Genomic DNA, 14,988 nt, shown 5'->3' with positions numbered 1-14,988 from the left:
CTACCATCTTTTCTTGCCTTTGTAAAGTGTTTTCTTTAAATTAAATAAAAAAAACACATTAGATTGATATCCAATGTGTTTAGTCATTGACTTTATTATTATTTTTCAATTTTTTTGTATAAATCAATGAATTCTTGAGCTAAATCGATAACAACTAATGCAGTCATTAAATGATCTTGTGCATGAACCATTAATAAATTTAATGGAGCTTTTTCTCCTCTAATTTCAGCTTGAATTAATTCAGTTTGTGAATGATGTGCTTCATTAACTGTTTCTTTAGCTGTTTGTAATGATTCTTCAGCTTTAGCAATATCTCCAGCTTTTGCATATTGAATAGCTTCAATTGCAGAGCTACGTGCACTACCACTGTTTACGATTAAGTTAATTACTACTTGTTCTTGTTCATCCATTTTAATATCTCCTTACAACACATATATATTTCAGATTCATATCTGCATTCTTATTTTATCAAACAAACAAGTTATATTCAAGCGCTTTCCCTGTTTTTCATAATATAAAAAAGATACTCATTAGAGTATCTTTTTGAATCTATTATTCGATTATATCAGAGATATTTCCAGAACCTACAGTTCTACCACCTTCACGGATAGAGAATTTAGTTCCTTTTTCGATAGCGATTGGGTGAATTAATTCAACTGTTAATTCTACGTTATCTCCAGGCATAACCATTTCTACACCTTCTGGTAATTCAATTACACCAGTAATGTCAGTAGTTCTGAAGTAGAATTGTGGTCTGTAGTTAGCGAAGAATGGTGTATGACGTCCACCTTCGTCTTTAGATAATACATAAACTTGAGATTTGAATTTTCTATGTGGATGTACTGATCCAGGTTTTGCTAATACTTGTCCACGTTGAATTTGATCACGGTTGATACCACGTAATAATACACCAATGTTATCTCCTGATTCAGCGTAATCTAATAATTTACGGAACATTTCGATACCAGTAGCAACTGTTTTTTGAGTTTCTTTGATACCAACGATTTCTAATTCATCATTTAAGTTTAATTGTCCACGTTCAACACGTCCAGTAGCAACTGTACCACGTCCAGTGATTGTGAATACGTCTTCAACTGGCATTAAGAATGGTTTATCAGTATCTCTAGTTGGTGTTGGAATATAAGTATCTACAGCATCCATTAATTCATGAATAGCTGGAACCCATTTTGGATCTCCTTCTAATGCTTTTAAAGCAGATCCACGGATAACTGGAGTATCATCTCCTGGGAATCCGTATTCATTTAATAATTCACGAACTTCCATTTCAACTAATTCTAATAATTCTTCGTCATCAACCATATCACATTTATTTAAGAATACGATGATGTAAGGTACACCTACTTGACGAGATAATAAGATATGTTCTCTAGTTTGAGGCATAGGTCCATCAGTAGCAGCTACTACTAAGATAGCACCATCCATTTGAGCTGCACCAGTAATCATGTTTTTGATGTAGTCAGCATGACCTGGACAGTCTACGTGTGCATAGTGACGAGTAGCAGTTTGATATTCAACGTGTGCAGTGTTGATTGTGATACCACGTTCTTTTTCTTCTGGAGCAGCATCGATAGCAGCATAATCCATTGCTTGTGCTTGTCCATCTTTAGATAATACAGTTGTAATTGCAGCTGTTAAAGTTGTTTTACCATGGTCAACGTGACCAATTGTTCCGATATTAACGTGCGCTTTTGAGCGGTCAAATTTTTCCTTAGCCATTTAAGGTTCCTCCTATATTTATTTAAAATTTCGTACATTAACATTCTAATTTATTTATTTGAAAAAATCAATATAATTTTAGTTTTGAAAATTAGTTATTTCCACCATTTTTCTTAATGATTTCTTCTTTAATTGATTTTGGTACTGGTTCATATCTATCAAATCTCATAGTGTAGTTACCACGACCTTGAGTGAAAGATCTTAAATCAGTAGCATATCCGAACATTTCTGATAAAGGAACAGATGCTTGTACAGATACAGCGTTTCCTCTTTCTTCTTGTCCTTCAATCATACCACGTCTAGAAGATACGTCTCCCATAACGCTTCCTAAGTATTCAGATGGTGCAGTAATTTCTACAGCCATAATTGGTTCAAGAATGACTGGATCACATTTCTTACCTGCAGCTTTAAGTGCTAAACTTGCAGCAACTTTATAAGCCATTTCTGATGAATCGACATCATGGTAAGAACCATCAAATAATGTAGCTTTGATATCTAATACTGGATATCCTGCAATCATACCACCTTCTAGTGCATCTTCAAGACCCACTTTTACAGAGTTGATATATTCTCTAGGGACAGCTCCCCCAACGATTGCATCAACGAATTCAAATCCTTTACCTTCATTAGGTTCAAATTTGATCCATACGTGACCGTATTGTCCACGACCACCAGATTGTTTTACATATTTACCTTCACATTCAGCAGCACTTGTGATAGTTTCACGATATGCTACTTGTGGAGCACCAACATTAGCTTCTACTTTGAATTCTCTCTTTAAACGATCAACGATAACGTCTAAGTGTAACTCACCCATACCAGCGATAACTGTATCTCCAGTTTCAGGGTTTGTATATGTTCTGAATGTAGGATCTTCTTCAGCTAATTTAGCTAATCCCATACCTAATTTATCTTGATCTTGTTTAGTTTTTGGTTCAATAGCTAATTCGATAACTGGTTCAGGGAATTCCATTTTTTCAAGAATAACGAAATTCTTTTCATCACAGATAGTATCCCCAGTTGTAGTGTTTTTGAAACCTACAGCTGCTGCGATATCTCCAGCGTAAACTTCTTCGATTTCATTACGTTTATTGGCATGCATTTGTAAAATACGTCCTAAACGTTCTTTTTTGTTTTTAGTCGAGTTTAATACATAACTTCCTGATTTTACAGTACCAGAGTACACACGGAAGAAAGTTAATTTTCCAACAAATGGATCAGCCATGATTTTGAATGCTAAAGCTGAGAACGGTTCATCATCAGATGCATGTCTTTCAACTTCGTTATCATTTTCATCATGTCCTTTAATTGAAGGAATATCAGTAGGTGCAGGTAAATAATCAATTACTGCATCTAACATTGGTTGAACACCTTTGTCTTTGTAAGCTGAACCACATAATACTGGGAATAATTCTACAGCTAATGTTCCTTTACGGATAGCAGCTTTAATTTCTTCTTCAGTTGGTTCTTCTTCTTCTAAGACTTTCATCATTAAGTCATCATCGTAAGAAGCAGCTTCATCTAACATTTTTGAACGGTATTCTTTAGCTTGTTCCATATATTCTTCTGGGATATCTTTGTAAACAACGTTTTCACCTTTATCCCCTTCAAAATATACGGCTTTCATTTTAATTAAGTCAATAATACCTTCGAAAGTATCTTCAGCACCAATTGGTAATTGAACTGCGATACCACGAACACCTAATCTTTTTTCTAAAGATTCTAATGACATAATAAAGTCTGCCCCAGTTGCATCCATTTTATTACAGAATACAATACGAGGTACTCCATAAGTTGTTGCTTGACGCCAAACAGTTTCAGTTTGAGGTTCAACACCAGCTTTTGAGTCTAATACAGTAACAGCACCATCTAATACACGTAATGAACGTTCAACTTCTACAGTGAAGTCTACATGGCCCGGTGTATCGATAATGTTTACACGATATCCATTCCATTGAGCAGTTGTTGCTGCTGATGTAATTGTGATACCACGTTCTTGTTCTTGTTCCATCCAGTCCATTTGTGATGCACCTTCGTGTGTTTCACCGATTTTGTGGATTTTACCAGTGTAATAAAGGACACGTTCAGTTGTTGTTGTTTTACCAGCATCAATATGAGCCATGATCCCAATATTACGAGTTTTCTCTAACGAAAATTCACGAGACATAATCTTTCTCCTTTCAATATATTATTAACTACTTTATTACCAACGGAAATGAGCGAATGCTTTATTAGCTTCAGCCATTTTATGAGTATCTTCTTTTTTCTTAACAGAAGCTCCTGTTCCGTTTGAAGCATCAATAATTTCGTTTGCTAAACGATCAACCATAGTTTTTTCGTTTCTTAAACGTGAATAGTTAACTAACCATCTTAACCCTAAAGTCATTCTTCTTTCAGCTGAAACTTCAACTGGTACTTGGTAGTTAGCACCACCAATACGTCTAACTTTAAGTTCTAATACTGGCATAATATTATTGATTGCTTGATCAAATACTTCCATTGCTGAGTTTCCAGTTTTTTCTTCAACTTTTTTAAATGCATCATATAAGATGTTTTGAGCAACACCTTTTTTACCATCTAACATAATGTTGTTGATTAATTTAGAAATAGTTTTAGAGTTGTATACTGGATCAGGTAGAACGTCTCTTTTAGCAACTTGACCTTTTCTTGCCATTTATATTTCCTCCTATACTAATTTGTAATTTTTAAGCTTTTGGTTTTTTAGCTCCGTATCTTGAACGAGCTTGTTTACGATCGTTAACACCAGCACAGTCCATAGTACCACGAATAATATGGTAACGTACCCCTGGTAAATCCTTAACACGACCACCACGAATTAAAACAACACTATGTTCTTGTAAGTTATGTCCAATTCCTGGAATATATGCAGTTACTTCCATACCATTTGATAATCTAACACGGGCATATTTACGTAAAGCTGAGTTAGGTTTCTTAGGTGTCATAGTAGCAACACGCGTACAAACACCACGCTTTTGAGGTGATTTAGTACTTGTAGCTTTTTTAGCTAAAGAGTTGTAACCTCTATTTAAAGCAGGTGATTTTGATTTTGTTGTTTTGTCTGAACGACCTTGTCTAACTAATTGATTAATTGTAGGCATTTCTTTCTCCTTTCTTGATAACACACAATACCGGGTGTTTCATAATTAACAGTAAAATAATGTACTCTTCTTTGAGTACCGTAGATTATAATATATCAAACAATTTAAAAAGTCAACAATAATTTAAAATTATTTGATAAAATCAATCATTTTTAAAAACAGGAGCCAAATGGCTCCTGTTTATTATTCTTCTACATGATCAATGTGAGATTCATTACCATCTAAAGCAGCTAATTGTTGAGCTTCAGCTTCGGCTTTTTCTCTAGCAATTCTTTCTGGTGATTTTAATGGACCACGAAGTCCTGTACCAGCTGGTAATAATTTACCAATAAGAACATTTTCTTTTAATCCTTTTAAGTAATCTTTCTTACCTTTAGTAGATGCATCAGTTAAGATTTTTGTAGTTTCTTGGAATGATGCAGCTGATAAGAATGAATCTGTTTCAAGAGATGCTTTTGTGATACCTAATAAGATAGGTCTACCTACAGCTGGATGTTTACCTGCTTTTAATGCTTCTCTATTTAATTCAGTAAATGTAGTTGTATTAACATGTGTACCAGGAAGTGAACCAGTATCTCCACCTTCAATGATTCTCATTTTCTTTAACATTTGACGAACAATAATTTCAATATGTTTATCAGAAATTTCGATACCTTGAATACGATATACCTTTTGAACTTCCTTGATAATATATCTTTCAACTGCTTCTGTATCAGCAACAGCTAATAATTCTTTTGGATCAATTGATCCTTTAGTAATCTTATTACCTACAGAAATATGATCACCAACTTGGACACGTAATTTAGCACCATATGGAGTTAAATAACTTCTTGTTTCTAAATCATTTGTAACAACAACTTCCATTCTTCCTGAATTATCAATAATATTTGTAACTTCACCATCAATTTCAGAAATGATAGATTTAGCTTTTGGATTTCTTGCTTCAAATAACTCTTGAATACGAGGTAACCCTTGAGTGATATCAGCACCACCGGCAACCCCACCATCATGGAATGTACGCATTGTAAGCTGTGTACCTGGTTCACCGATTGATTGTGCAGCCATAATACCTACAGCTTCACCTAACTCAACAACATCACCTGTAGCTAAGTTACGACCATAACATTTTCTACAAATTCCACCTTTAGCTACACATCCAAGAACTGAACGAATTTCAACTTCTTTAATTCCTGCATCACAAACTTCTTTAGCGTTTTGTTCAGTGAATAATTCACCTGCACCAACTAATAATTGTTTTGTTTCAGGATGATAAATATCTTTTTGTGAATAACGACCAACTAGACGGTCAAATAATGGAACAATAACTGCATTATCATCGTTGTTATATAATTCAGTGACGATAAATCCTCTATCTGTTCCACAATCTTCTTCAGAAATAACAACTTCTTGAGCTACGTCTACTAAACGACGAGTTAAGTAACCTGAATCGGCTGTCTTTAAGGCAGTATCAGTAGATCCTTTACGGGCACCATGTGTTGAAATAAAGAATTCTGATGCAGTTAAACCTTCACGGAAGGCAGACTTGATAGGTAACTCGATAGTTTCCCCTTTTGGATTTGACATTAACCCACGCATACCTACTAACTGAGTAAAGTTAGAAAGTGAACCACGGGCTCCAGAGTCAGACATGATGAAGATTGGGTTACGGTCATCAGCTTCGAACTCTTGACGAACGACTTCTTGGACTTCATCTTTAACTCCTGTCCATAATTTAATAACGCTTTGATATCTTTCAGATTCAGTTAATTTACCTTTATTATAGAAGTTTTTAATTTGTTCAAGTTTTTCATCAGCTTTGTCGAAAATTTCAAATTTAGCTTGAGGAACTTGAATATCATAAGCAGATACAGTGATACCTGCAATTGTTGAATATTTAAATCCTTGATCTTTTAACTTATCAAGCATCAAGCTTGTATCAGTTAAAGCAGAACGTTTGAATACTTCATCAATGATATTTCCTAACGCTTTTTTACCTAATGGTTTAACAGGAGCTTGAGCAGCAATATGCGCTTTAATATCTGTTCCCATAGGTACAAAGTATTTACTTGGTGTACCTTTTAAATTTTCTTTACCTGGCTCATTAATAAATGGGAATTGTCCATCAAAAATATCATTAAATAAAATCTTACCTACAGTTGTAATTAAATAACTATTGTTTTGTTCTTCAGTAAAAGTCACATTGTGTAATGAAGATGCTTTAATAGCCACTCTTGTGTGTAAGTTTACAGTCTTAGCAAAATATGCATGATCAACTTCATTACGATCAGCAAAAACAGTACCTTCACCAATAGCACCAATATCTTCTAATGTTAAATAGTAGTTACCTAACACCATATCTTGTGATGGTGTAACGATTGGTTTACCATCTTTAGGACCTAAGATGTTTGTAGAACCTAACATTAATTGTCTTGCTTCTTGGATAGCTTCTTCACCTAGTGGTACATGGACAGCCATTTGGTCCCCATCGAAATCGGCATTGAATGCAGGAGTAACTAATGGGTGAAGACGAATAGCACGTCCTTCTACTAATTTAGGTTCGAATGCTTGAATCCCTAATCTATGAAGTGTAGGGGCACGGTTTAATAATACTGGATGTTCTTTGATGACATCTTCAACGATTGGCCAAATACGATCATCCATTTTGTCAATTAATCTTTCAGCAGCTTTAATGTTTGTTGCGATTTGTTGAGCAACTAAACCATGAATAACAAATGGTTTGAATAAGCTTAAAGCCATTTCACGTGGAATACCACATTGATACATTTTTAAATCTGGTCCTACAGCGATAACTGAACGTCCTGAATAGTCAACACGTTTTCCAAGTAAGTTTTGACGGAAACGTCCTTGTTTACCTTTTAATGTATGACTTAATGATTTTAAGGCACGTCCACCAGCTCCAGTAATTGGTTTAGAACGACGACCATTATCAATTAATGCATCAACAGCTTCTTGTAACATACGTTTTTCGTTTTGAACAATGATTGATGGTGTTCCTAATTCTAACAATTTCTTTAAACGATTATTACGAGTGATAACACGACGATATAAATCATTTAAATCGCTTGTTGCAAAACGTCCACCATCCAATTGTAACATTGGACGTAAATCAGGTGGTATAACTGGTAAAGCTTCAAGAATCATCCATTCAGGTTTATTAGTTGAACTTCTGAATGCTTCAATTGCTTCTAAACGTTTTAATAATTTAGAACGTTTTTGTCCTTGAGCTTCTTTTAATTCTTTATTTACAGCTTCAAATTCTGCATCTAAATCAACTTGTTTTAATAATGTTTGAATTGCTTCAGCACCAATTTTAGCTTCAAAAGTATTACCAAATTGTTCATAACATTTACGATAATCTCTTTCAGATAAAACTTGTTTATATTCTAAAGGTGTAGAACCTTTATCAATAACAACATAAGAAACGAAGTAAATAATTTCTTCTAATTGTTTTGGTGACATATCAAGGATTAATCCCATTCTTGATGGAATTCCTTTTAAATACCAAATGTGAGCTACTGGTGTAGCAAGTTCAATATGCCCCATACGTTCACGACGTACAGCTGATTTTGTTACTTCTACACCACAACGGTCACAAATAACACCTTTATATCTTACTTTTTTGTATTTACCACAACTACATTCCCAATCTTTTGATGGGCCAAAGATTCTTTCACAGAATAAACCATCTTTTTCAGGTTTTTGAGAACGATAATTAATAGTTTCCGGTTTTTTTACTTCACCATAAGACCATTCACGAATCTTTTCAGGAGAAGCTAATCCAATTTGGATTGATGAAAATTTATTAGTATTTGACATCTATTTATCCTCCTTATAATGATTCACTTTCTTCAATGTCTTGACCTTCTGCCAATTCATCAAATTCTTCTTCGATGACTTCATCAACGTTATCTTCTTTTTCTTCTGGTTTTGCTTTTTCTTCTTTGACAACATCTTCTTTATCAATAGAAGTTGGGAAACGACGTTCTTCGTCTTCGATATTTCTTTCATCGATCTCATTATCGTTTTCATCAAGCAAACGAATATCTAACGCTAATGCTTGTAATTCTTTCTTTAATACTCTAAATGATTCAGGTAATCCTGGTTCTGGTAATGGTTGACCTTTAACAATCGCTTCATATGTTTTTACACGACCAACAACATCATCAGATTTAACAGTTAAGATTTCACGTAATGTATAAGCAGCTCCATATGCTTCAAGAGCCCAAACTTCCATTTCCCCAAATCTTTGTCCACCATTTTGTGCTTTACCACCTAATGGTTGTTGAGTAACTAATGAGTAAGGACCAACTGAACGAGCATGTAATTTATCATCAACCATGTGTGATAATTTAACGAAGTACATAATACCTACTGAAATAGGTGAATCAAAATATTCTCCAGTACGACCAGAAATAACTGGTTGTTTACCATCTTCACTCATTCCTGCTTCTTTCATTAGACCTTCAAGATCTTCACGATGTAAACCATCAAAAGCAGGAGTTGCAATATATAACCCTAATTGTTTTGCTGCATAACCTAAATGTAATTCTAATACTTGCCCGATATTCATACGAGAAGGTACCCCTAATGGGTTAAGCATGATATCTAATGGTGTACCATCCTCTAAGTGTGGCATATCTTCAATTGGTAAGATTTTAGAAATAACCCCTTTATTACCATGACGACCAGCCATCTTATCTCCTTCAGAGATTTTACGTTTTTGAACGATGTAGACTTTAACAACACGGTTTACACCTGGTTGTAATTCATCACCATTTTTACGATCAAAGATTTTAATATCATGAACAATACCTGCCCCACCATGAGGAACACGTAAAGAGTTATCTTTTACTTCTCTTGATTTTTCACCAAAGATAGCAAGTAATAATTTTTCTTCTGCCGATAATTCAGCTTGACCTTTTGGAGTTACTTTACCAACTAAGATATCTCCTTCTTTTACTTCAGCACCAATCATGATGATACCATCACTATTTAAATTTTTACGTGCTTCATCACCAACATTAGGAATATCTCTTGTAATTTCTTCAGGTCCTAATTTTGTATCACGACATTCAATTGAATATTCATCAATATGAATAGAAGTATAAACATCTTCTTTAACTAATCTTTCTGACATAATAACGGCATCTTCATAGTTATAACCATTCCATGTCATGAATCCAACTAATACGTTTTGTCCAAGTGCTAATTCACCTTGTTCCATTGCTGGACCATCAGCTAATACTTGTCCTTTAACAACCTTTTCACCAGTCACAACGATTGGTTTATGATTAATACATGTACCAGCATTTGAAATAGCAAATTTGGATAAACGATACTTATGTTCTTCTCCATCATCTGTTGTAATAACAACCTTTTTAGCATCAACATAAGAAACATAACCATTATGTTTACTTACAACTGCAGCTCCAGAATCTCTTGCTGCTTGGTATTCCATACCTGTTCCAACAAATGGAGTATGTGGATTTAATAAAGGTACAGCCTGACGTTGCATGTTGGCACCCATCAAGGCACGAGTCGCATCATCGTTTTCCAAGAATGGAATACATGATGTTGCAACAGAAACGATTTGTTTTGGCGAAATATCGATGTAATCTACCTCTTCTCTATTTGCCATAATATTTTCACCTAAATGACGAGCAATTACCTGATCATCTAAGATTTCACCAGTTTCACTAGTGTGAACATTAGCTTGAGCAATAACGAAATTCTTTTCTTCATCTGCAGTTAAATATTGAACATCATTTTCATCAATGACACAATGATTTACTTTACGATATGGTGTTTCGATAAATCCATATTCATTAATTTTTGCATAAGATGCAAGTGTTGAAATTAACCCGATGTTTGGTCCTTCAGGAGTTTCAATTGGACAAATTCTACCGTAGTGAGATGCATGCACGTCACGAACTTCATATCCAGCACGATCACGGCTTAAACCACCAGGTCCAAGTGCAGATAAACGACGTTTATTTGTTAACTCTGCTAATGGATTAATTTGATCCATAAATTGTGATAATTGTGATGATGAGAAGAATTCTTTAATTGCTGCAGTTAATGGACGAATATTTGTTAATGATTGAGGTGTTACTGAATCTACTTCAGATAATGACATTCTTTCTTTAACAACTCTTTCCATTCTTGATAAACCAATTCTAAATTGGTTTTGAATTAATTCCCCAACAGAACGTACACGTCTGTTTCCTAAATGATCGATATCATCTAATAATCCAATACGAGCCATATGAGATACTCTATCTTCAGCAGCTAAATCATATGAATTAAAGATATCAACTAAGTTAAACATATAAGAATAAGCAGCTAACATATCAGAAATAGTAACAAATTTACTATTTAAAGATAAATCAGTACCCATAACTTTCATCACTTTAGATTTTGATTCATCCACATAAACATGAATAACTTGCACAACCCCGTTACTTTCTAAATGAGGATTTGTTTTAACTTCCATAGTATGTGCTCCTGCTTCAAAAACAGGTTTTAATGTTTCTAATACTTCTTTAGTAATTGTTGTTCCTTCTTTAGCAACAACATTTCCATCTACATCAATAACGTCTTCAGCTAAAATACGTCCAGCAATACGGTCTAATAAACTTAACTTCTTAGAAAATTTAAAACGACCTGATTTTGCTAAATCATATCTTTTAGCATCAAAGAAACGAGTATAAAGTAAGTTATTTGCACCATCTAATGTAGCTGGTTCACCTGGTCTTAACTTATTGTAAATTTCAATTAACGCTTCTTCTGTATTTGTTGTGTTATCTTTAGCTAATGTATTTCTAATAAATTCATGATCACCGAACACTTCAATGATGTCTTCATCACTAGAAAGACCTAAAGCACGTAATAATACAGTACCAGGAATTTTTCTATTACGGTCAATACGAACATTTAATACATCTTTCGCATCGTTTTCAAATTCTAACCATGTACCTCTTGAAGGAATAATACTACCTTCAAAAATAGTTTTCCCACTCTTATCTAATGCATCAGCAAAATATGCACCTGGAGAACGAACTAATTGAGAAACAATAACACGTTCTGCCCCATTGATAATGAATGTTCCTGAGTCTGTCATTAATGGGAAATCTCCCATAAATACTTCTTGTTCCTTAATTTCACCAGTACCTGAATTAACTAATCGTAAAGTAGCACGAATAGGTGCTGCATAGTTTGCATCACGATCTTTACTTTCATTAACAGAGTATTTTGGTTCATCAAAAGCACAATCAACAAACTCTAATGATAATGTTTCATTAAAGTTAGTAATTGGGTAGATATCTTCAAATACTTCTTTAATTCCTACTTCTTTAAACCATTTGTAAGAATTTGTTTGAATTTCTACTAAATTTGGTAATTCTAAAGAACCACTGATTCTTGAGTAATTACGACGAGTAATTTTACTTTTCGCTGTAGTTGTTTGATTTTCCACGTATTAACTCCACCCCTTTTTATATCTCTATTTAACTGTTTTTGAGCGCAAAAAAGCACTTAGTTTTAAACATTAATAGGCATTTTATTATGTTAGCACAAGGTTATATGCAAGTCAATAACTTTTATTGATATTTTCAATATTTTTTTAACTTATTCACAATATAAAAAAGACTATCTCTTAGTGCTTACCAAGATATAATAGCCTTTATCTCTTTTAACAATATCACAATTTCCAAAAACTTCTTCCATCTTTTTCTTAGCTGATGGTGCCCCTTGTTTTTTCTGTAATACAATCCACAATTGTCCTTGATTATTTAAAAATTTATAGGCATCACATAAAATAGAAGTAACAACTTCCTTGCCCGCTCTTACCGGAGGATTAGAAACAATAATATCATATGTTTCTTTTACATTTTGATATGTATAACTTTCAAATACTGTAACACCAACATTATTATTTTTAGCATTTTCTTTAGCAAGAAGTAATGCTCGATCATTAACATCAACCATATCCACTTTTAATTCTGGGTATAATTTCTTTAAACAAATACCAAAAGTTCCATATCCACAACCAACATCTAATAAACTTTTAGCGTGATTTGGTTTTTCAAATGCATTAAGCAAAACTTGTGAACCATAGTCAATCATCGACTTGGAAAAAACACCAATATCACTTTTAAATAAGAAATCATATTGTTTAAACCTAAAAACAAATGAAGTGGGCTCACTTTTTAAATCAGTATTATTTGTGTAATAATGTTTCATTTTCATCACCTATAAAACAAAAGAGCCTCGAAAGGCTCTTTTTTATTAAAGTCAAATTATTTAACTTCTACAGTTGCTCCAGCAGCTTCTAATTTTTCTTTAATTTCTTTTCCTTCATCAGCTGAAACGTTTTCTTTAATTACAGCAGGAACTTTGTCAACTAAACCTTTAGCATCAACTAATCCTAATCCAGTAATTTCTCTTACAGCTTTGATTACAGCAACTTTAGTTCCACCAACATCAGTTAATGTTACAGTTACTTCAGCAGGTGCAGCATCAGCAGCATCAGCTCCAGCAGCAGCAACAGCAACAGGTGCAGCAGCAGTTACATCAAATTTTTCTTCGATTGCTTTTACTAAATCGTTTAATTCTAAAATTGTAGCTTCTTCTAAGTAAGCTAAGATATCTTCATGAGTTAATTTTGCCATGATAATTGTCTCCTTTTTCTTATTTCAATATTTAATATGTTTTGTTTTTGTTTGTTATTCAGCAGCTTCTTGAGCTTCTTCTGCTGGTGCAGCTTCTTTTGCATCAGCAACTGCTTTAACAACTCTAGCGAATTTGCTAACTGGTGCTTGTAACATACCAAGTAACATTGAGTACATTCCTTCACGTCCAGGTAATTTAGCAATTTCATTAATTTCATCAACAGATAATACTTTACCTTCAACAACTCCAGTTTTAATTACTAAAGCTTCATGATCTTTAGCGAATTTAGCTAGAATTCTTGCAGGTGCTACAGCATCACTGTTACCAAAAGCGATAGCATTTGGTCCAACTAATTGATCGTTGATTTCAGCAAGGCCAGCTTCTTCAGTAGCTCTTTGAACTAATTTGTTTTTGTAAACTTTGAAATCTACATCTTCAGCACGTAAGTTTCTACGTAATTCAGTGACTTCTGCAACTGATAAACCACGATATTCAACTACAACTACAGATTGTGCTTCTTTTAATTTACCAGCGATTTCTTCAACAACGACTTTCTTTGCATTAATTGCTTCTACTGACATTGTCACACCTCCTATAAAATTTATATGCAACAATATACACGCTATATAAAACTCCCGGTAGACGGGAGTTAATGTTTAAAATAAACTTAACACCTCGGTAACAAATTAAGGTTTCCCAGTTACTGTCTACGGTATATTGATTGCGACTTTTTAATAACTACTATTTTGCAACAGCAGCTTGAACTTTAATTGCAGGTCCCATAGTAGATGAGATCACTACATTTTTCATGTAAACACCTTTTGCAGTGCTTGGTTTTAATTTAACGATTAAATCATAAATTGTGTTGAAGTTTTCAACTAATTTATCATTATCGAATGAAACTCTACCGATTGGTAAATGTACGTTTCCTTCTTTATCTGTACGGTAAGTAACTTTACCAGCTTTTGTTTCTTTAACTGCTTTAGCAACATCCATAGTTACTGTTCCAGTTTTTGGGTTAGGCATTAATCCTTTAGGACCTAAGATACGTCCTAATTTACCTAATTCAGCCATCATATCAGGAGTAGCGATCATAACTTCAAAATCTAACCATCCTTTTTTGATGTCTTCTAAAATTTCTTTTCCACCAACTACATCAGCACCTGCTTCTTGTGCTTCTTTAGCTTTTTCACCTTGAGTAACAACTAAAACTTTTTTAGTTTTACCTGTTCCATGAGGTAATACAACAGCCCCACGTAATTGTTGGTCAGCTTGTCTAACATCTAATCCTAATTTGAATGCAACATCAACACTAGCATCAAATTTAACTGTGCTTGTTTTTTTAACTAATTCTACAGCTTCTTCAACTGAATATGCTTTTCCAGCTTCAATTTGTGCAGCTGCTTCTGTATATCTTTTACTTTTCTTTGCCATGTAATTT

11 protein-coding genes and 1 other annotated feature are annotated in these 14,988 nt (G+C 33.8%); all 11 genes read right to left on the bottom strand.

Annotated features, from left to right (window positions below):
- Window positions 1–98: 98 nt before the first annotated feature.
- The 11 genes from DW911_RS04010 to rplA all read right to left on the bottom strand — a co-directional run bounded on the left by DW911_RS04010 (window position 99) and on the right by rplA (window position 14,981).
- A complete protein-coding gene (locus DW911_RS04010) occupies window positions 99–410 on the bottom strand; it encodes a PTS lactose/cellobiose transporter subunit IIA (protein ID WP_118432738.1) in 312 nt (103 codons plus the stop codon).
- 142 nt (window positions 411–552) lie between these two features.
- Window positions 553–1,737: an elongation factor Tu gene (gene tuf, locus DW911_RS04005; protein ID WP_118432739.1), complete on the bottom strand. Its 1,185-nt coding sequence runs from the start codon at window positions 1,735–1,737 to the stop codon at window positions 553–555.
- A gap of 91 nt (window positions 1,738–1,828) precedes the next feature.
- Window positions 1,829–3,904, bottom strand: coding sequence for an elongation factor G (gene fusA, locus DW911_RS04000; protein WP_118432740.1), 2,076 nt, complete (start codon window positions 3,902–3,904; stop codon window positions 1,829–1,831).
- A 36-nt stretch (window positions 3,905–3,940) separates the two neighbouring features.
- Complete coding sequence (gene rpsG, locus DW911_RS03995) at window positions 3,941–4,411, bottom strand: 30S ribosomal protein S7 (protein ID WP_118432741.1); 471 nt, start codon at window positions 4,409–4,411, stop codon at window positions 3,941–3,943.
- A 31-nt stretch (window positions 4,412–4,442) separates the two neighbouring features.
- Complete coding sequence (gene rpsL / locus DW911_RS03990; RefSeq protein ID WP_118432742.1) at window positions 4,443–4,856, bottom strand: 30S ribosomal protein S12; 414 nt, start codon at window positions 4,854–4,856, stop codon at window positions 4,443–4,445.
- A 183-nt stretch (window positions 4,857–5,039) separates the two neighbouring features.
- Entirely contained in the window at window positions 5,040–8,693 is a 3,654-nt protein-coding gene (gene rpoC / locus DW911_RS03985) for a DNA-directed RNA polymerase subunit beta' (RefSeq protein WP_118607498.1), read from the bottom strand.
- 13 nt (window positions 8,694–8,706) lie between these two features.
- Complete coding sequence (gene rpoB, locus DW911_RS03980; RefSeq protein ID WP_118432744.1) at window positions 8,707–12,351, bottom strand: DNA-directed RNA polymerase subunit beta; 3,645 nt, start codon at window positions 12,349–12,351, stop codon at window positions 8,707–8,709.
- A gap of 173 nt (window positions 12,352–12,524) precedes the next feature.
- The gene (locus tag DW911_RS03975) at window positions 12,525–13,118 is read right to left on the bottom strand and encodes a class I SAM-dependent methyltransferase (RefSeq protein WP_118607497.1); all 594 of its coding nucleotides are present in this window, start codon (window positions 13,116–13,118) and stop codon (window positions 12,525–12,527) included.
- A 56-nt stretch (window positions 13,119–13,174) separates the two neighbouring features.
- On the bottom strand, window positions 13,175–13,546 hold the full coding sequence (gene rplL / locus DW911_RS03970; protein WP_118432746.1) for a 50S ribosomal protein L7/L12: 372 nt from the start codon (window positions 13,544–13,546) through the stop codon (window positions 13,175–13,177).
- A gap of 54 nt (window positions 13,547–13,600) precedes the next feature.
- Complete coding sequence (gene rplJ / locus DW911_RS03965; protein ID WP_118432747.1) at window positions 13,601–14,128, bottom strand: 50S ribosomal protein L10; 528 nt, start codon at window positions 14,126–14,128, stop codon at window positions 13,601–13,603.
- Window positions 14,129–14,163: 35 nt separating this feature from the next.
- Window positions 14,164–14,278, bottom strand: a sequence feature (ribosomal protein L10 leader region).
- Between the two features lie 10 nt (window positions 14,279–14,288).
- Window positions 14,289–14,981 carry a 50S ribosomal protein L1 gene (rplA, locus tag DW911_RS03960; RefSeq protein ID WP_118432748.1) on the bottom strand — a complete coding sequence of 231 codons (693 nt, stop codon included), beginning with the start codon at window positions 14,979–14,981 and terminating at the stop codon, window positions 14,289–14,291.
- Between the last annotated feature and the right edge of the window lie 7 nt (window positions 14,982–14,988).

This window comes from Erysipelatoclostridium sp. AM42-17, from assembly GCF_003480255.1.
GTDB lineage: Bacteria > Bacillota_I > Bacilli_A > Erysipelotrichales > Coprobacillaceae > Faecalibacillus.
Note: the sequence above shows the minus strand (reverse complement) of the source record. Positions and strands in the feature narration are given on the sequence as shown.